The following is a 19173-nucleotide window of genomic DNA, read 5'->3' on the forward strand; positions in this document are numbered from 1 at the left end:
GGTTGCCCGGAAGGCTTGCTCCGGGACCTGCAATTCGGGAAATTGTGTGGTGATATCCAGCCCGTTCCGGCCATGAATCCTTAGTTCGCCTTCATCCAGGGCGACCATGGCGCGAATGCCATCCCATTTCACTTCGTAAAGATAATCCGTCGAGGCGGGTGGTTTATCGAACGCTCGAGCCAGCATGGGCTGAACGGGGTCGCGCAGCCAATCCAGTTGGGGGGTGTCCACCCGCTCGAGGAGCCACTGGTTTTCTTTTGTGTGATGGATGCGGTATTCGGCATTCAACTCGCGGGATTGCAGGCGGAAATAAAATCCATCCTTTTTCTGTTTGCTGATTTCGTAGCGCCCTTGCGCAAATTTCCACATCATACCGCCGCCGTATTGACCTTTGGGGATGGCCCCTTCGAAATTCACGTATTCCAAAGGGTGATCCTCGACATTAACCGCCAGCCGCAGGATACCCGGCCTGGGTGGCAGACCTTTGGGCACAGCCCAGGACTTCAGCAGACCGTTTTGTTCCAAGCGCAAATCATAATGCAGGCGGGAGGCATGGTGCCGATGAACTACAAACGCGCTCCCGTCTCCAGCAATTTGAACCGGCGGCGGCTCCGGTGTTTTATCAAAGCTGCGCTTGCGGGAGTATTGGGAAAGCTGCTGAGGGGTTTTGCGCGTTCGGGCCGGCTTGAGTATTTTCAGCAAGGGTCTGGTGATTTTCTTATCGGTGTGGAGGGGGGTGGCATAAGCGTCGATTACTTCCCAGGGATCGCCGTTTTGCAAGATGCGTTGCGGCACATTGTGAATATCCAATATCTTCGGGTTTTCGACCGAGCCCAATTCTTCCCAAGTCAGCGGGGTGGAAGCCGGTGCGCCGGCGAGTCCGCGCAGGCTGTATGCCGAGATAATGGTTTGCGATTGCCGATTGCGATAAATATCCAGGAGTACTTTGCCTTTTCGGTATTCTTTCTTTATCTGCAAGGTCACGATTGAAGCGTGAGAATCCGCAAATGGCTGGGCGACGGCCTTGGCTGCTTCAAAGACCTTTTGGAATTCCCATTTCGGCTCAATCGGGGTGACCACATGCACGCCCTTGCGGCCGGTGGTCTTTACGAAGGCATGATACCCGAATGGCTCGAGGTGTTCTTTGAATTCGAGCGCCAGTGCGGCAACGTCCTGAAACCTAAAATCCTCCGGCGGATCGAGGTCATACACGATGTAGTCAGGTGTGTCAAAATGCGGGGCGCGCGCGTGCATTTGGTGCAATTCGATGCAGGCCAGGTTTGCCAGCCAAACAAGCGAAGCTTCTTCGGTTGCAATAATGTAATCCTTTTTCTCATCCCCGAGTATCACATGGTCCAGCCAATCGGGCGCCCAATTCGGACGGTTCTTTTGAAAGAACGATTCTCCATCTATCCCGTCCGGAAACCGCACCAGCGAAAGGGGCCGCCCTTTGACGTGGGCCAGGATTGTGGGCGCAATCTTAAGATAATACTCGACCAAGTGCGCCTTGACGATGCCCTCGCCCGGGTAAAGAACCTTTGTCAGATTGGACAGTTCCAGTTTCCGTTTCCCGATCTGGGCTATTTGAGAGGAGGGTGGCGACATTGAGAACCAGAGTTTACGATCAATCCAATGCGGTCTGCTCAAGGAACCTCCGGGCCATTTCGGGCCCCTTGCCTTCCTCCTCATGTTTGAAGAAAACGAAGGCCTCCCGCCACTGCTGCTGTTTGACTCGTTTGGCCCATGCCTTCAGCGCCGCATCGCCGTAATCAGGACGCCGCAATCGCATGTAACCCCAGTCCGCCGTTGATACAAAGGGAATCTCCAGGTCATTTTCCGCCTCGGCGATGCAGAGCACGGCCTGATGCTGATGCAATAGATCGAAAATCTCAGGGTCGAACCAGGATTGGTGGCGGAACTCGAAAGCGGCCCCCGGTTGGCGCGGCAGCAGCCCCAGAAAATCGCGGAACCGGGGCAAATCCTTCTTTAGGTAGGGGGGCAACTGAAACAGCAGCGGTCCCAATCGTTCCTTCAGTGCCGCGGCCACTTTGAGCAGATACGCCACTGAATCGCCGGCGTCCTTAAGCCGCTGCATGTGAGTAATCCGCTGCGGAGCTTTAAGCACAAATTTGAAATCTGAAGGCACTTCGCTCCCCCATGCCTCCAAGACGGATTCCTTGGGCATCCGGTAGAACGTGTTGTTGATTTCGACAGCTCGAAATCGCGCGCCATAAAAGCGGAGCATTTGCTTTTCAGGCAAGTCCTCTGGGTAAAACGTCCCCTTCCACTCCTTATAAGAGTAACCGCTGGTGCCGACGTAGAGGTTCACAGGTGTTGATGCCTTTAAAGCCTTGCGTGAGCTCCGGTTATGCCCTGCCTTAATGCGCTGGGGGAACTCACCATGCCCAGGAAAATATTACGCCTCGCTCGAATTGTCCACACCAAGTCTATGCTTGCGTGCTTGCGCTCCCGCAATGAGTGCAGATGTAGAAGAGTCAGGAAGTCAGGAAATTCGGCTTGCACGGCAGCATTTCCCGCCTACTTTAATGGAACAAGAAAACCCAAACAGGAACTGATTGCTGTACATCCCTATAATCGCCGGGAGCACGCGCCGTGATCGGCAAAGCATCAAGGTAGCGCGTTTTGTTTTCGCGCGATTGAAGGTGCGCCAGGGAGTTGAGACGGAATTGCTGGACCTGCTTGACTTCGATTTCCCGATTATGGAGGAACGGCTGCATCGGCGCAGCGACCCACCACCGCGCTTGAGGGAGTTTGGTGAAAAAATTGGCCGCGCCGATTCGTTCGTCATCGTCACGCCCGAGTACAACAATGGTTATCCCGGCGTTCTCAAGAATGCGCTCGATTACCTGCTTCCCGAGTATGAGCGCAAGCCGGTCGGCATTGTGACCGCTTCAGCGGGCGGCTTCGGCGGCATCAATTGCCTGGCACAGCTCCGGTTAGTGACTCTTGGGATGGGCGCTTTCCCAATACCTGAAAACCTCGCGGTGTCGCATGTTCAAGACAGTTTTCGTGAGGATGGCACCCCAAATGACTCTGCCTATGAAAAACGCGCTGCTGTTTTTCTGGACGAGGTCGTGTGGTTTGCCGAAGCTATTGCCGACCGCAAAGCCAAAGGGACTTGAGCCTGCTTTGTAAACTATCGCGGCTCCAGGGCCGCTTCCGGAATGAGCTTCGTTATCGTGACCTCCCGCAGGTAGTACCTGCTGTTATTCGTCGAGTCCGAGTCAAAGGAGAAATGGTACGCCCAACTGCCGACGAATTCGTCATCGGCAATATTCCATGTGAGTGTGCGCCATTTGTCTGCGCCCGGACCCGAATTCCACCCGATGCCCTTGCGCCCTGCAGCAGATTCGTATTTCAAGTTAAAGCCGGGGTGATCGGCAGCCGATATCTTTCGCACGATAGCTCTGATTTGGATGGGGGTGTGGGTATAAGATAGGAAATTCGGATCTACGGCAAATGCGATCCCCGGGGTTTTGCTGCAGTCGCGAGCGGTGACTCCGTCAACGGTCACCTCCGGGAGCGCATCCGGATTAAGCAGGTGCAGTCCTTTGGCGACTTCAGGCTTATCCATCACAATCGAGACGGACGAGGCACTGCTGTAATCGCCGACCCGCTCACGTTGAGCCGATTGGCCGCAGCGGTATTGAGAATTGAATCCATTAGGGACCATCTCCACGTTGCCGGAGAGGGTTCGATTTGTTCCCAAGACGGGAAGATCCGGACCCACTTAGCACCGGCAGCGGCCATCTTAGGCATCCAAGCGCCGTAACGGCCCGAAGCTTCGGCTGAAGAGCCGACGCCAAAGGGGCTGGGGTCGTCAGGGCCGGCAAAAGCCGAAGAATTGGTGGCGATGAGCAGAAGGCACAGCGCATTGAGAGCTTGTTTTAAAATCCCGCGGGGTCCTTTTTTGCAGCATTGGGTCTTTCGAATCATGCTTCATCACGAAGCCTGAGAATGCCTGGATTGTCAATGCGGGGCGGCTCTCAGGACGACGAGGAGAGAAGTCTCGCCATTTTTAAAACAGCTCCGAGACATTCCGGCAGCGGGATCTATCGGGGCTGGCGCTGGGCGATTTGCTTGGGTTGCTCGATTTCCCAACCGCCGCCCAGAGCTTTATAGATGGCCACAAGACTGGTAGCGGTGCGGGTCTCGCTTTGGGCTAACTGCGCCTCGTCTTCGAGTTGAGTCCGTTCGGCATCCAGGACCGGAAGAAACTCGGCTATGCCGCTTTCGTAACGCTGGCGAGCCAGGGCCACGGCTTGCGTTGCCGAATCCACGGACTGGCGCAGGTACTCACGCCGGGCCTGTTCGCGACCGAAATCAACCAGCGCGTTTTCTGTTTCTTCAAGCGCGGTTAGCACGGTTTTTTGATAAAAAGCAAGCTCGGCGTCGGCCTGGGCGTGAGAGGCTCGAATCCGGGCGCGCACGTGTCCAAAGTCGAGCGCCGCCCAGGTAATTTGAGGACCGAAGGCGTAGGAATCTGTCGCGGGTTTGCCGAGCCGGCCAATGGTGTTTGCCGAGAAACCCAGATTCCCATTGAATGTGACGCGCGGGAACAGGTCTGCCGTGGCAATACCGATACGGGCGGTGGCTGCAGCCAGCGCGCTTTCCGCCGCGCGAATGTCCGGGCGCCTTCGAAGCAGACTGGCTGGGTCGCCGATGTTAGCCAGGGCCGGCAACGCGGGAATCGGGGCTGGCTCTGAAAGCTCGGGCGCCAGGGCCTGCGGTTGTTGTCCGGTCAGGACACTGAGCCGGTGAATGGAATGTTTAATCGCCCCCTCGAGTGATGGGATACTGGCCAGAGTCGAGTTCAACTCCGCCCGGGCACGAGCGGTGTCGAGTTCGGTAGCGCGGCCCGCCTTAAATTTCGCTTCCGCCACATCCAAGGTCTCTTGCTGGTTGGCGGCGTTGCGGCGCGCAACGGCCAATTGATTCTGTCCACCGCGCAATTCGAAATAATTCCTCGCCAGCTCGGAAATCATGGTGACCAGCACGTCCTGCCGATTCGCTATGGTTCCGCGCAGTTCGGCATTGCTGGCTTGAATTGAACGCCGGACTCTGCCGAAAATATCCAGTTCCCATGTAGCATCAAAGCCGACGCTGTAGAGATCGAGTTCGCGTTGGGAGCGGGAGAGAGGGAACGGGGTGGTTTCCTCACTAAAAACGGATTTCGAGTAACTACCAGTCGCGTTGATGACGGGCAATTCGTCGGCAATGGCGCCCATGCGCAGAGCGCGGGCCGCCTGCACGCGCGCGGTGGCGATGCGCAAATCCTGGTTGGCGCTGAGCGCGTGCTCCACCAGTCCGTCCAGTTGGGCATCCTTGAACCCGTGCCACCAATCGACCGCGATTCGGCCAGAACTAAGATTAGTCTGCTCCCCATTGGCGAACCCGGAATCCACCGTGGTTTGAGGTGGATGGAAATTGGGTCCAAACGCGCAACCGCCGAGGGCAAGCGATAAGGAGGCCAGGAGGCCAAAGGATTTGGAGAACAGAACGCGAAAGGCCGAAAAGTCAGCACGTGGACGAAAGGGTTTCAACTCGTTCATATAGCGGGCAGCGTGTTTTCGGGCACGGTTTGCGTGCTCGATTTGGTTTTGTGTTCCAGGAGGCGGCGGATGGTGACATAAAACACCGGGGTGAGCACTACGCCGAAGAAGGTGACCCCCAGCATTCCGAAAAAGACAGCAGTCCCGATTGATACCCGCATTTCTGCCCCGGCGCCGTGCGAAAGCATCAGCGGGATGACGCCAAAGGTAAAGGCAAACGATGTCATCAGGATTGGACGCAAGCGCAGGCGTGAGGCCTCGATGGCCGCTTCGGTTCTATTGCGGCCAGCATCCTGGAGTTGTTTGGCAAATTCAACGATGAGAATGGCGTTTTTACAGGCTAATCCCATCAAGACCACTAGTCCAATTTGGGTGAAGAGATTGTTATCGAGCCTGCGAAGCCACACTCCCCCAATAGCGAAGAGCAGGCACATCGGCACGATGAGAATAATGGCCAGGGGCAGCGACCAGCTTTCGTATTGGGCGGCCAGCACCAGAAACATCATCAGCACACACAACGGGAAGATGTAGAGAGCCGTGTTGCCGGCCAGGATTTGCAGGAGGGTTAATTCAGTCCATTCGATGGTCATGCCGCGCGGGAGCACCCGGTCGGCCAGGCTCTTCATGAGTTGGATAGCGTCGCCGGTGCTCACGCCGGGTGGCGTGCTGCCGGTGATCTCAGCGGTCGGGAACATATTGTAATGGCCAACCAGGACCGGGGCATTGATATCCTTGATTTTAACCAGAGTTCCCAATGGCACCATCTCGCCGCGGGCATTGCGTGTCTTGAGGTTCTTTACGTCGTCGGGCCTGGCGCGGAATGGGGCGTCGGCTTGGGCCGTGACGTGGTACGGGCGGCCATAGAGGGTGAAGTCGTTTACGTAAAGGGAGCCCAGATAAATGGAGAGGGTATCCCACACGGTGTCCAAGGGCACCTGCATCGACTCGGCCTTGGCCCGATCGACATCGAGATAAACCTGCGGCACACTGGCGCGGAAAGTCGAGAGGGCACCGGAAATCCGCGAGTCACGGGCGGCGGCGCCGGCCAGTTGGTAGGTGGCTGTCTGTAGCGCGCTGTAGCCGAGATCGCTGCGGTCCTCGACTTGCAATTTGAATCCGCCAAGAATTCCAAGCCCGTCCACTGGCGGGGTGCCGAAAACCCCCACATAGGCCTCCTGGATATCGGCTGCTGCGATCGTATGCCTTAGATTATTAATAATTACATCGGCGGTGAGTCCCTCCTGGACCCGTTCTTCAAATGGACTCAGGCGAATGAACATGCTCGAGGCATTCGCACTGTTGCCCAGCGAAACCAGCGACAGACCGGCGAACTCGGACACCGCCGCGATACCTTTAGTGTGTTGGACCAAATCCAGCACCCGCTTGCTGACCGCCTCAGTGCGTTGAAGCGAGGCGCCATCGGGAAGCTGGAGGTAACAAAAAATGCTGCCCTTATCCTGTGAGGGGATGAAGCCGGTGGGCACATGCTGAAAACCGAACCAGGTCAACGCCAGCAAGCCTGCGTAAAGAACCATGGTAACGCCGCAATGACGCAGCACCCTCGAAAGCGCCCGGACGTACCCAGCCCGCCCGCCCTCGAAAAGGCGGTTGAACCCGCGAAAGAGCCAATCCACCGAGGCGTGCATGGCGCGTCCGATGAAATCCTTTGGGGCGTGATGAGGCTGGAGCAACAAGGCCGCCAGAGCCGGGCTGAGCGTGAGCGAGTTGAAGGCGGAGATGAGCGTTGAAACTGCGATAGTTAGGGCAAATTGCTGGTAGAATTTACCCGTGATTCCGCTGATGAACGCTGTGGGGATAAACACCGCGCTCAGTACCAACGCGATTGCCACGACCGCCCCGCTCACTTCGTCCATCGCCTTGTGGGTTGCGGCAACCGGCGAGAGCCCTTCGGCGATATGGCGCTCGACATTCTCGACTACCACGATGGCGTCATCCACAACGATCCCGATCGCCAGCACCAGGCCGAACAAAGAGAGATTATTGATGGAAAATCCAAACGCGGTCATCGCCGCAAACGTCCCTATGAGCGAGACGGGAACCGATATCAGGGGGATCAGGGAAGCCCGCCAATTCTGCAGGAACAACACCACAACAAAAACTACCAGGATGATTGCAACAATCAGGGTATGAAGGACCGCCCGGATGGATTCCCGGATGAAGGCGGAGGTGTCGTAGGCAATGCGGTAATCGAGGCCATCAGGGAAGTCCTTCTTCAGCTCGCGCATGGCCGCCTCGATGGCATTGGCCGTCTCAATGGCGTTCGAGCCGGGTTGCTGGAACAGGGCAATCGCTGCAGCCGGCCGTCCATCAAGCTTGCTGTCGATGCTGTAATCGTTGGCGGCCAACTCAACACGGGCCACATCACGAAGCCTGGTGATTTGGCCGTCTGGCTGGGCCTTGAGCACGATGTCTTCGAATTCAGCGGGTGTGACAAGGCGGCCTTTGGTCCGGACAGCCAGTTGGAAGAGGTTGCCTGGCGGCTGGGGCGCCTGACCAACGAGACCCGCCGCCACTTCGATATTCTGCCTGCGAATAGCCGAGACAATGTCGCTGGCTGTCAGGCTCCGCGCCGAGGCCTTGTTCGGATCGATCCAAATGCGCATGCAATAGTCGCGCGCGCCGAAGATGATCGAATCACCGACGCCCGGCAACCGCGCGAGCACGTCCCGCACGTGGAGGTAGGCGTAATTACTCAAATAAACAGGGTCGTACTTGCCCGAGGGAGAAATCAGGCTGACCAGCATGGCAATGGTCGGGGAGCGTTTGCGCGTGATCACACCCAACGTTCTCACCTCCTCAGGCAGCCGCGGCAAGGCGCCATCAACCCGGTTTTGGACCAGCACCTGGGCTGTGTTCGGGTCGGTCCCCACTTTGAACGTCACTGAAAGGCGCATCGACCCATCGCTGCTGCATTGTGCCGACATGTAAAGCATGTTCTCGACGCCGTTGATTTGCTCTTCGAGCGGAGTCGCCACCGTATCGGCGACCGTTTCGGCATTGGCCCCGGGATACGTGGCCTGGACGAAAATAGTTGGGGGCGTGATTTCCGGATACTGGGCGACAGGCAATGTGAACAGGCCGATCACACCCAGCAGAACGATGAAGATGGACAAGACCGACGCGAAGACAGGCCGGCGGATGAAGAAATGGGAGAATTTCACTGGGGCCTCGCTTCAGGATTTGCGGTTCGGTTCACCGGTTGCGGGTTGGTGACCTTCCTGGCTGCCACCCGATGCGCCGGCCCTGACAGCCGGCTCCTGTCCCTTTCCTTCCACATCCACTTTGGCCCCGGGCCGGAGCATTAACAGCCCGTTGATTACAACTTGATCGTCCGGCGCCAAGCCCTTCGTGACTGCCCGTAGTGAACCATAGTTGCGGCCCGTCGAGATAGGACGCGCCTGAACGGTGCCCTCATTGCCGACAATATAAACGTATTTGTATCCCTGGTCGGACAATACGGCCACGTCCGGGATGAGCATCGCCGGTTCCGGGGCGCCGGCCAGCACCCGCAGGGTAGCAAACATTCCCGGCACCAGAGTTCGGTCCGCATTTGGAAAAACGGCGCGCAGCCGAATTGTGCCGGTCTGCGGGTTGACCTGGTTATCAAAAAAGTCGAGCCGCCCACGATGAGTGAAAGTCTCCTCGTCAGCCAATTGCAGGTCGCAGAGGGCGCCACCGCCCTGTTCGTCGGAGTTAGTAGCCTGCTTCATTTTGGCGCGGTATTTCAGAAAGGCCCCTTCGTCCACATCAAAGTAGCAGTAGATCGGGTCCATCGAGACGATGGTGGCCAGGACCGTCGCGCCGCTGTTGCCCTGCAGTTGAACGAGATTGCCGACCGTTACGAGGCGGCGGCCAATTTTGCCGCTGACCGGGGCTGTAATACGGGTGTAATCCAGGTTGAGCTGAGCGGTCGATTCTGCTGCGCGCGATGCAGCCAAGGCCGCCTCGCTTTCGCGCACGGCCTTGTTCCGGCTGTCGTACTCCTCCTCGGAAATCGCTTTGGTTCCACGCAAACTTTCTGCACGGCGCAGGTCGCTCCGGGCTAATTCCAGACGAGTTTCGGCCTGCTGCCTCTCGGCAGAAGCGCGGTCCAGGTCCGCCTGGTAGGGCTTGGGGTCAATCACGAACAGCAGGTCACCCGCCTTGACCTCGGTCCCATCTTCGAAATGGATGGATTCCAGGTAACCCGAAACACGCGGGCGCAATTCGACGGTCTCAACGGCCTCAATGTGGCCCGGATACTCATCCCAATTGGTGACGACCTCGGTGCGGGGATGGCTCACAGTGACTTTGGAAGGCGGTGGACTGGCCGGCGGCTTGTTTGGCGCGCACGCGCTCAGAAGCGGGGCCAAGCTGCCGATGATCAAGGCGTGAACGATAAAATTTCTCATAAATTTGTTTCGGTTGACGTGGCTGGCGATCAAGATTTTCGGATTTGGAGTTTCGAGGCGTGCAAAACCCTGGGCCGTCTGGGGCGAGCTTCCCCGCTTGTCTCCGCGCAAAAGCCCGGCGAGAAGAATCGGATCATCTCCGCGAGCACCCGCTCGGTATCGACGGGATTGCAAGCGCCGTGGGTCTCCTGTTCGAGTTTGTGCGGGTTGCACAGGATGAACGCCAGCGCGCCCCACACAAATTCCAGGCGCCAGCGCAGATTGGCTTCCGGCACGCGCGGCAGACTCGCCCGAAGCGCCTTGAGAAAGGCTTCCCGCACATCCGCATGCTGGCTGCGAAGAATCTTCTGTGTCTCCGGGTCCGGCTCCGTCACGATGCGCCCCAGCAGCCGCCTCACTGCCTGGGGACCGGGGGAGGACTTTACCGCAAGGCGCAATGGCGGCAGGAGCATCGCTTCGAGTATCTGCTCCACCATGAGCGGCCGGCCTGCTGCGGCGCCTTCGAGCCTCCGCAGCAGTTCGAGGTGCTCTGCCCGCAGCGGACCAAAGCGCCGCTTGAGCACCGCTTCCATTAAACCGTTTTTGGATTGGAAGTAATAGTAAACCGTCGCCAGATTCACCTGCGCCTCCAGCACAATGTGGCGCAACGACGCCCCGGCAAAGCCATGCTCGGCAAAGGCCTGTTCAGCGGCATCCAGGATTCGCTCTCGCCGGCATTGTTCGGCTGCGGGTGTCATTTCATGTTAAACGCTCGTTTAAAACGAACGTTTGACCATACTCACTACCACAGTCCTCGTCAAGGGTTCTTGTCCGCGCGAAGGGTCGTAAACTGCGTCAGTCCTCTGTCGCTTTGGAGGGTTGCCTAGGACTCTGTTTACCAAATTGCGACCGTTTGGAGGGTTATCTTTTCGTTGCCGAGTTGACCGGAGGGTCGGCGCCGCCGGCTCAAGCAAGCCGATCTCTGGCTGCAGGTGGCGGGATTCCCCGTGGCCACCCACATCCGCTCACGGGCTGGGCGGAGAGGTTTGAGCCAGATAAGAATGAATGCGGGCGGCTGCCAGGCGCGCATCGCGCACGGCGTGCAGAATCGAAGTGGGCCCGCGCACGATGTCGCCACCGGCGAAAACTCCCGGCATCGAGGTCATGAGGTTTGAATCGACGGCAAGGCCCCCCCAATCGTTCCTTGCGAGCATGTTGAAATCATCATCCTCCGAGGAAGGCGCCGGCATAAATCCCAATGCCAGGATCACGCAATCGGCGTCTATCTCAAATTCCGTTCCGGGTTGAGGGCTAAAGCTGAGCCGTTCGGTCCCTGCCGATTCGAGCCGGGTGCGGATCAGGCGCAAACCGGACACCGACTCGGTGCCGCGTCCGAGTACGGCGACGGGCGCCGCCTGGAAGAGGAACCGCGCCCCTTCTTCGCGGGCATTGCGATATTCCTGCCTCGAGCAGGGCATTTCGCGCTCGCCCCGGCGATAGACACAAAGGGTCTCACGCGCTCCGTACCGGATGGCAGCGCGCAAACAATCCATGGCGGTGTCGCCTGCGCCCAAAACGACCACCCGCTGGCCGGTGATGTCCAGCGCGGACAGTTGCAGGGGAATCGACGTATTCTTTTGCAAAAGAAAGGGCAGCGCCTGGATGGCCCCTTTGAGTTCCGCACCCGGCACATCGAGTGGGCGCGCCTGGCGCCAATCGATCCCGATCATCACGGCGTCGAAACCGGTTCGCAATTGCGCAAGGGTGATATCCTTTCCTGGTTTCAGGCCGAGGCAAAACGCAACCCCGCGCTTTTTCAACAAATCGATGCGGCGTTGAACGATGGATTGGTCCAGCTTGAAAGCCGGAACGCCGTTGACCAACAACCCGCCCGGAACCACATCGGAATCAAAAATGCTGACCGCGTAGCCCTTCTTTGCCAGCTCCTCGGCGCAGGCGAGGCCGCCCGGGCCGGAGCCCAGAACCGCGATCTTCAGCCCGTTGGGCGGAGCGGTGCTGGCATCGACCTGGCCATGGGCAAAGGCATACTCGATGAGAAACTGTTCGAGGCCCTGGATGGAAACCGGCTCCGAAATCGATTCCAGGATGCAGGCTCCCTCGCAGAGATGGTCGCTCGGGCAGACCCGGGCGCAGATTTCGGCCATGTTGGTGACCGAACCCAGGACTGCCGCGGCTTCCAGAAAGCGGCCTTCAGCGGTGAGCAGCATCCATTCGGGGATAGGGTTGCACAGCGGGCATCCCATCACACAACTGGGGTTGGGGCATTGGATGCAGCGGCTGGCCTGTTCACGGGCGGTGGCCTCATCATAGAGCCCGTAGATTTCGAGAAAATCAGCCGCTCGTTCGGATGCGGAGCGTTTTGGCAATCCCTGGCGGGTTAATTCGCGCCAGGCGTATTTCGAGTTCAAGTTCGTTGCGCCAGTCTCGCTCATGGGACAGATGGGTTATGGGTTTATGGTGGAGCGGGTTTCATTTCCTTCGATTTAACTTCGACTGCCAGGACAGCGGTTGAGGGCGTGAGGTTTGCCCGGGCGACCGATGTCGAGATGGTATCCAGCACGCGGGCCGGCACAACGCCCAGGGCAAGAATGCCTCCAATGAGCAGAACACACAGGACGCGAGTCGGCCAATCCAGCCTGATCGGCGGCAACTCGCCGGGGTCACGGAACCAGGCCTCGCGTACGACGCCCAAATAGTAATAAATAGCAATGGCAGCATTGACGACCGCGATGATAACCAGCGCCAGATGGCCCTTGGCCAAGGCGGCGGAGAGCAGGGTCAGCTTGCCCATGAAGCCGACGAAAGGCGGCATGCCCGCCAGGGCAAACACCCCGACGGCCAGCGTCAGCGCCAGCAAAGGCGCCCGGCGGTGCAGGCCGGCTAATTCCTCGATGCGCACATTCGAGCCGTCGCGGGAGACTTTGCAGATGACAACAAAGCACGCCAGGACCATCAGCACATAGCCGATGATATAATAGAGGGCAGCAGAGTAACCGGCTTCGTCCAGGGCGACCAATCCCATCAAGGCATAGCCGGCGTGGGCAATGCCGGAGAAGCCGAGCATGCGTTTGAAATCCTTTTGCATCAAGGCGATGAGGTTGCCGTAGAACATCGAGCTGGCTGCCAGGACGGTCAGGAGCAAGGCGATCGTCGTGTGGTCCGGTGTCGCCAAAGACACAAAGCGGACCAGCACCGCCACCCCGCCGATTTTGGGCAGGGACGCTATCAAGCCGGCGGTCTCATTGGCGGCGCCTTGGTACACATCCGGCGTCCAGAAATGGAATGGGAAGATGGCGAGTTTGTAGTAAAGACCGACGAGCATCATGGCCAGGCCGACGATCGCCAGGGGCGAATGGATGACCGGCTGGAGCCTGAGCAACAGGCTCGGCAAGGATGTTGTCCCGGTCAGGCCAAAGAGGTAACTCATCCCAAAGAACATCACGCCGTTGGCCGCCACGCCGAACATGATGTACTTAATAGCGGACTCCATTTGGCTGCGCTGGCCCTGGCGTTCGCGCCGCATGGGGACCATGAGATAGAGGGGGAACGCGGAGATCTCGAGGGCTACCACCAAAGTAATCAAGTCGATGCAACTGACCAGCATCGTCAACCCGCTGACACTGATGGTCAGGAACAGGTAGTACTCCGGTTTAACATCGTCGCGGATATCCGAAAGGTTGCCGCCTAGCAACAGGATCAGCAGCAGTCCACCACTCAGGGCCAGCTTGAGCACCTGGGAAAACAGGTCCACCCGATAGGCGCCATAAAAAAGAGCGCCTTCCTGGCCGAAGCAAAACAGGCAAGATGCAATGGAGAAGCCGACAATGACGAGCGCAGCAACCCGGGTTTTGCTCGTCTGGGATTCGCCTAAACTCAAACAGAACAATACCAAGGCCCCTAGCAGGAGGACCGTCTCAGGCAAAAAAAGCAGGATGGTGGAATTCGTCATGGGTTTAGTCGGTTCCAAACCTTTGTAGGAGACGACGTGAGGAGTCTCTGATAAAGGATGTCTGTCGGCCGCCTTTGCTTCACCCGGGAGTTGCGGATCAGAGACTCCTTACGTCGTCTCCTACAAAGAGCATAGCAATGCGCCTGTTTCATTTTGGGTCCAGGACGGCCAGCCCGGTGGCGGGGTGAGTTTGTTCCATGAGATGTTGGACACTGGCCTCCATGACCCGTGTCAGAGGCGCGGGATGCAGCCCAATCCAGAAAACCAGCACCAGCAGGGGCGCCAATGTGACGACCTCGCGCACGCCGAGATCGCTCAGATGCGAATGGTCCGGATTTCGAGTGCCCCCGTAAGCGACCTTCTGGAGCATCCGAAGCATATAAGCAGCGGCAAGAATGACCCCCGGCACGACACAGACCATCATCGCTTTGGAAACCGCAAAGCCGCCGCTAAGCACCAGGAACTCGCCAATGAAGCTGTTTGTGCCGGGGAAAGCCAAAGAGGACAGGGCGAAGACGCCGGCAAAGAGCGCGAAGATAGGCATGACCTTGCCCATGCCCGCCGCTTGCCCCAAATCCCGGGTGTGCAACCGCTCGTAAATAATTCCCACTACGATGAACAGGGCGCCCGTGGTGACCCCGTGATTGATCATCACAAGGACAGCTCCCTCGATGCCGACCTTGTTCAGGGCAAAAATTCCCAAGGTGGCAAAGCCCATATGCGCCACGCTCGAATAGGCAACCAGCTTTTTCAGGTCCGTCTGGGCAAGGGCCGTCAGACCGCCGTAAAGGATGGCTACCACGGATAATGCCAGTACGTACGGCGTGAACACCGCGGTCGCGTAAGGCGTCATTGGCAGGGAAAAACGCAGAAAGCCATAGGTGCCCATCTTGAGCAGAACACTTGCGAGCAAGACGCTGCCGGCGGTAGGGGCTTCCACATGAGCTGCCGGCAGCCAGGTATGGAATGGGAACATCGGCACCTTAATCGCAAAAGAGATAAAGAACGCCAGGAATATCCAGCATTGAAAACTCTGCGGCAACGAGCGGCCCATGAGTTCGGGGATGCTGAAGGTGCCGGTCTTGAGATACAGTGCGATAATGGCCACCAGCAGGAAGACCGACCCAGCCATCGTGTAGATGAAAAACTTAAGTGCCGCGTAGATTTTGCGCGGCCCGCCCCAGATGCCAATCAGCAAGGCCATCGGGATGAGCATGGCCTCCCAAAAGACAAAAAAGAGGACCAGGTCCAATGCGCAAAAAACACCCACCATCGCCGTCTCCATGATCAAAAGGCAGATCATGAACTCCTTGACCCGGGTCTGGATGTAGCGCCAGGAAGCCAGCACGCATAAGGGCATCATGAGCGTCGTCAGCAGCACCAGCAGGAGGCTGATTCCATCGATGCCCAGGGCGTAATGGGTTTTGAGCGCCGGGACCCAGGGCACGTCTTCAACAAACTGAAAATTCGCCGTTGAGACATCAAATCGCCAGAACAACGGCAGGGAGAAAAGGGCGGCGGCTGAGGTGAAGAGCAACGTCCACCAACGCAACAGGGTTTCGTTCCTTACGAGGACAGCGATGGCCGCCGCGACCAGCGGACTGAAGATCAGGACACTGAGCGCCGTTTCGTTATAGCCGGAAAGGATCATGGTTTATCGGTTCGAGTACCAAATCAGCGCCACGATAAGCATGGCTGCGACCGCAAAGGCAAACGTCAGGTTCTCCTGCATTTGGCCGCGCTGGGCGGAGCGCAACCGCCGGCCCACACCGCCTATACCGGCTGCCAGGCCATCGACCAGACCGTCAATAACGCGGTTATCGAAAAGGCCCGCCAGGCGCGCTGAGAACATCAGCGGGATGAGACCGGCCAGCCGATACAGTTCGCCCACGAACGTATCGGCGCCCTGGACCGGCTTGCGCGCCAGCCAGAAGAAGGCGCGCCCGCCCATGCGATAGAACCAGTCCATGTCCAGGCTGATGGTGGGCTCGGGCACAAGTTTTTTGAGCAAGAGGAAGAAACCCAGCCCGGTGAAAAGGAGAATCTGCAGCGTCTCGAATATGTGATAAGCCGTGTAGGGCTGATATTTCAGCGCCTCTTGAGGGTAAGGCAGCATCTTGTACAGATAAGGCGTATAGCAGCCGATAAAGATGCAGAGGGCTGCGGTGATGAACATGGCGGCGTTCATGTTCCACGGCGGTTCAGCCGCCTTGTCCAAGACTTCCTGCCGAGGCTTGTTTTTCCCGAACCAAATGAAGTATGGGACTTTCAGGCCAGTGTGGAGGAACGTGCCGGCTGAGGCCAGCAAGAGCAGGAATCCGACCCAGAATTTGTGTTGTTCAAAACCAGCGGAGATGATCATCGATTTGCTGACGAACCCGCTAAAGAGCGGGAAGGCGGATATGGATAGGCCGCCTATTAGCGTGAACAAAAATGTCCAGGGCATTTTTTTCCAAAGCCCGCCCAACTCGGTGAACTTGCTTTCGCCGGTCATGTGAAGAACGGCTCCGCAACCCATGAACAACAGGCCCTTGTAGAGGATGTGGGCGAAGGCATGGGCACAGGCGCCGTTAATGGCCATCTCGGTGCCCAGGCCAACGGCTGCGACCATGTAACCGACCTGGCTGATGATGTGATAGGCCAGCAGCCGCCGGCTGTCGTTTTCCAGCACCGCGTACACCACGCCATAAAGCGCCATGATAACTCCCAGCGGCACCAGGATGCCCATCCCCGCAAAACCCCGGCACAAGGCGTACACGGCGGTTTTCGTTGTAAAGGCGCACATGAACACCGCGCCGTTGAAAGTAGCTTCGCCGTAGGCATCGGGCAGCCAGGCATGCAGCGGCGGCACGGCCGCATTGAGGATGAACCCGATCATAATCAGGTAAATGGCCGGTGTCGGGTGTTGAACATCCAGCGCGTTAAAGGCCCAGTTCCCCTGAGCCCTGCAATGCATTACTATGCCCATGAGCAGGGCCAGGCCGCCGGTGACGTGCACCAGCAGGTAGCGCAAGCCGGCTCCGAGCGATTGCCGCCTGCCCCGGAACCAAATCAGGAACACCGAGGAAAAAGCCATTAATTCCCAAAAGAGGAAGAGCGTGATGAAGTCCCCGGCGTAGATAGCGCCAATGGAACCGGCGACATAAAACCAGGCGGCGATATGCTGCGAATCCTCTTTGACATGCATCCCGTAAAGGGTCCCCAGGATGCACATCAGGCTCATAATATAGCCGAAAACAAGGCTCAAGCGGTCCACGCGCCCAAACACCAGTTCCCAATCAAGAAATTGCACGTGGCCAAAACTGCCAGCGGTCATGGTCAACGTTCGGGCAAAGACCAGCACCGGGATGAGCAGCAGGTAACACTTCTTGAGACGGGCCGGCAGGAATGGCAGCAGCAAGCTGCCCAGGATGAGAATCAATGCAGGATGAAGCCAAAAATGAGTCATAACGGCTTAGTGCTTCTCACCAGAATCCTGGGGACTCGCAGGGCTCGTCCCCCCTGGTTTGGTTGAGACCTCGTAGTAGTCCTCTCGCGTCATAATTCCGGCGTGGCCATACCATTTCGAGAGGAGGATAATGAGCACGCAACCCACAAAACCGAACAGGGACCAAAAGCCTGGCACACGTTCCATTTGGGTATGGGCGTGGCCCTTGTTCACAAAAAGGCCGTCCGCCAGGATCAGCAGCGCCAGAAGCGCCAGGCAGATTCGCACCACGCTCTTGAGCCGCTTGCGCAGAAATTCGATGAATTTGACCAGGTTCATGAGATGAGATGCTGCACGAAGCGCATGAAAAATGCGGGATAAAGGCCAATCAGGACCGAGATGACCGCGGTGATACTCAAAGGAATAACCAGGGCGGGATGCGCCTCACTATATTGATGGTGCGCGTCGGCTTCGGAGCTTTTTCCAAAAAAGCCCTGGTAAACAACTGGAGCGAAATACGCCGCATTGAGCAGCGTGCTGGCCAGGAGTATCACGATGATCCCGATCGAGCCCGCGTCAAACGCGCCATTGAGCAAATACCATTTGGTAACAAACCCGGCTACTGGCGGAGCGCCAATCATACTCAGAGACGCCAGCGCGAAGGCCCCGAAGGTGAACGGCATCGCCCGGCCCAGACCGCTCATCTCAGAAATGTTTTTCTTATGAGTCGCGACGTAAATGGCGCCGGCGCAAAAGAACAATGTGATTTTAGAAAAGGCATGATTGGCGATATGAATCAAACCGCCCTCAATGCCCGCAGGGGTCAACAGCGCCACGCCCAGGATGATGTACGAGAGCTGGCTCACAGTTGAATAGGCCAGCCGCGCTTTCAGGTTGTCTTTGCTCAACGCGACGATTGAGCCGACGATAATGGTGAAAGAGACGAAGTAAGCGGTCGGCAGCCCCAGATTCAACGCGTGCATGCAGTCCACGCCGAACACGTAAAGCATCACACGCACGGTGGAAAAGACGCCGACTTTGACGACCGCGACGGCATGGAGCAGGGCGCTGACGGGGGTAGGAGCGACCATGGCGCTGGGGAGCCAATTATGGAACGGCATCACACCGTTCTTGGCAAACCCAAGGATGCAGCAGACATAGAGCGCCGCGATGATCCCGTGGTGCACGTTCGGCGGGATGATGCCGGTGCGGATGTTGGTGGCGAAATCCAGGGTGCCCGAGAGCACGTAAATGAGAACCATCGCCGGTAGCACGAGGCCCTTGGCTGTCGCCGTCAAATACACCAGGTATTTCTTTCCGCCTTCATACCCTTCCTCATCCTGATGATGGGCGACCAGCGGGTAGGTGCAGATGCTGACGATTTCGTAAAACAGATACAAGGTCAGCAGATTATCCGAGAAGGCACAGCCGATGGCGCCGAACAAGGCCAGAGCGAAACAGGTGTTAAAGCGGGTTTGGGCGTGCTCCTCGAGACCGCGCATGTAACCGGCCGAGTAGAACACGGTCACTACCCACAGAAATGAGGCCGATAATGCGAAGACCATCGACAGGGCGTCGGCTCGCAGCGCGATACTCAAGCCCGGCAGCAATTGAAACACCACAAAATGCAAGCGGACGCCAGCGAGGACTGCGGGGATCATCGATGCAGTGATGGCAAACAGGGTCGCGGCCGCCAGGAACGAGCAGGTCTCGCGCAGATTGGGGCGTTTGCCGAAGAGCATGACCAGGCCGGCGCCAATGAGCGGCGCCAGGATGGCCAGCAGAAGCCGGATGTCGGTTGTGGGTGTCATT

At 57.9% G+C, this 19173-nt stretch carries 14 protein-coding genes; 1 reads left to right on the forward strand and 13 read right to left on the reverse strand.

The window, feature by feature from the left end; all coding sequences use genetic code 11:
* Positions 1–1605 (reverse strand): non-homologous end-joining DNA ligase (gene ligD / locus VG146_21105; protein ID HEV2394856.1); only part of this gene is annotated, 1605 nt, incomplete at its 3' end.
* A 19-nt stretch (positions 1606–1624) separates the two neighbouring features.
* Complete coding sequence (locus tag VG146_21110) at positions 1625–2329, reverse strand: DUF72 domain-containing protein (GenBank protein ID HEV2394857.1); 705 nt, start codon at positions 2327–2329, stop codon at positions 1625–1627.
* Between the two features lie 247 nt (positions 2330–2576).
* On the opposite strand from VG146_21110, the gene VG146_21115 reads away from it, so the two are divergent.
* Complete coding sequence (locus VG146_21115) at positions 2577–3143, forward strand: NADPH-dependent FMN reductase (GenBank protein HEV2394858.1); 567 nt, start codon at positions 2577–2579, stop codon at positions 3141–3143.
* A gap of 14 nt (positions 3144–3157) precedes the next feature.
* Here the strand turns inward: VG146_21115 and VG146_21120 are convergent, their stop codons facing one another.
* The 11 genes from VG146_21120 to VG146_21170 all read right to left on the reverse strand — a co-directional run bounded on the left by VG146_21120 (position 3158) and on the right by VG146_21170 (position 19172).
* Positions 3158–3730: a hypothetical protein gene (locus VG146_21120; protein HEV2394859.1), complete on the reverse strand. Its 573-nt coding sequence runs from the start codon at positions 3728–3730 to the stop codon at positions 3158–3160.
* Positions 3731–4073: 343 nt separating this feature from the next.
* Positions 4074–5573: an efflux transporter outer membrane subunit gene (locus VG146_21125; GenBank protein ID HEV2394860.1), complete on the reverse strand. Its 1500-nt coding sequence runs from the start codon at positions 5571–5573 to the stop codon at positions 4074–4076.
* Entirely contained in the window at positions 5570–8755 is a 3186-nt protein-coding gene (locus tag VG146_21130) for a multidrug efflux RND transporter permease subunit (protein ID HEV2394861.1), read from the reverse strand. Before VG146_21130 ends, VG146_21125 begins: the two co-directional genes overlap by 4 nt.
* A gap of 12 nt (positions 8756–8767) precedes the next feature.
* Positions 8768–9985: an efflux RND transporter periplasmic adaptor subunit gene (locus tag VG146_21135; protein ID HEV2394862.1), complete on the reverse strand. Its 1218-nt coding sequence runs from the start codon at positions 9983–9985 to the stop codon at positions 8768–8770.
* A gap of 29 nt (positions 9986–10014) precedes the next feature.
* On the reverse strand, positions 10015–10722 hold the full coding sequence (locus VG146_21140) for a TetR/AcrR family transcriptional regulator (protein ID HEV2394863.1): 708 nt from the start codon (positions 10720–10722) through the stop codon (positions 10015–10017).
* A gap of 267 nt (positions 10723–10989) precedes the next feature.
* Positions 10990–12417: an NAD(P)-dependent oxidoreductase gene (locus tag VG146_21145; protein HEV2394864.1), complete on the reverse strand. Its 1428-nt coding sequence runs from the start codon at positions 12415–12417 to the stop codon at positions 10990–10992.
* Positions 12418–12437: 20 nt separating this feature from the next.
* Positions 12438–13934, reverse strand: a complete 1497-nt coding sequence (locus tag VG146_21150) for an NADH-quinone oxidoreductase subunit N (protein HEV2394865.1) — start codon at positions 13932–13934, stop codon at positions 12438–12440.
* A gap of 148 nt (positions 13935–14082) precedes the next feature.
* Positions 14083–15585 (reverse strand): NADH-quinone oxidoreductase subunit M, encoded by a 1503-nt coding sequence (locus VG146_21155; protein HEV2394866.1) that lies wholly within the window; start codon positions 15583–15585, stop codon positions 14083–14085.
* 3 nt (positions 15586–15588) lie between these two features.
* Positions 15589–17382, reverse strand: a complete 1794-nt coding sequence (locus VG146_21160; GenBank protein HEV2394867.1) for a Na(+)/H(+) antiporter subunit D — start codon at positions 17380–17382, stop codon at positions 15589–15591.
* Positions 17383–17388: 6 nt separating this feature from the next.
* A complete protein-coding gene (locus tag VG146_21165; protein ID HEV2394868.1) occupies positions 17389–17700 on the reverse strand; it encodes a hypothetical protein in 312 nt (103 codons plus the stop codon).
* Positions 17697–19172 carry a monovalent cation/H+ antiporter subunit D family protein gene (locus VG146_21170; GenBank protein ID HEV2394869.1) on the reverse strand — a complete coding sequence of 492 codons (1476 nt, stop codon included), beginning with the start codon at positions 19170–19172 and terminating at the stop codon, positions 17697–17699. The genes VG146_21165 and VG146_21170 overlap by 4 nt, the downstream gene beginning before the upstream one ends.
* Position 19173: the final 1 nt, after the last annotated feature.

The sequence above is a fragment of the Verrucomicrobiia bacterium genome (genome assembly GCA_035946615.1).
Lineage (GTDB): Bacteria > Verrucomicrobiota > Verrucomicrobiia > Limisphaerales > UBA8199 > DASYZB01.

What these genes read in the sequence shown, in the direction of transcription:
- VG146_21145 (HEV2394864.1), bottom strand. Translation starts at nt 12,417, where the DNA reads ATGAGCGAGACTGGCGCAACGAACTTGAACTCGAAATACGCCTGGCGC.
- VG146_21170 (HEV2394869.1), bottom strand. Translation starts at nt 19,172, where the DNA reads ATGACACCCACAACCGACATCCGGCTTCTGCTGGCCATCCTGGCGCCG.
- VG146_21140 (HEV2394863.1), bottom strand. Translation starts at nt 10,722, where the DNA reads ATGACACCCGCAGCCGAACAATGCCGGCGAGAGCGAATCCTGGATGCC.
- VG146_21135 (HEV2394862.1), bottom strand. Translation starts at nt 9,985, where the DNA reads ATGAGAAATTTTATCGTTCACGCCTTGATCATCGGCAGCTTGGCCCCG.
- VG146_21165 (HEV2394868.1), bottom strand. Translation starts at nt 17,700, where the DNA reads ATGAACCTGGTCAAATTCATCGAATTTCTGCGCAAGCGGCTCAAGAGC.
- VG146_21155 (HEV2394866.1), bottom strand. Translation starts at nt 15,585, where the DNA reads ATGATCCTTTCCGGCTATAACGAAACGGCGCTCAGTGTCCTGATCTTC.
- VG146_21160 (HEV2394867.1), bottom strand. Translation starts at nt 17,382, where the DNA reads ATGACTCATTTTTGGCTTCATCCTGCATTGATTCTCATCCTGGGCAGC.
- VG146_21125 (HEV2394860.1), bottom strand. Translation starts at nt 5,573, where the DNA reads ATGAACGAGTTGAAACCCTTTCGTCCACGTGCTGACTTTTCGGCCTTT.
- VG146_21150 (HEV2394865.1), bottom strand. Translation starts at nt 13,934, where the DNA reads ATGACGAATTCCACCATCCTGCTTTTTTTGCCTGAGACGGTCCTCCTG.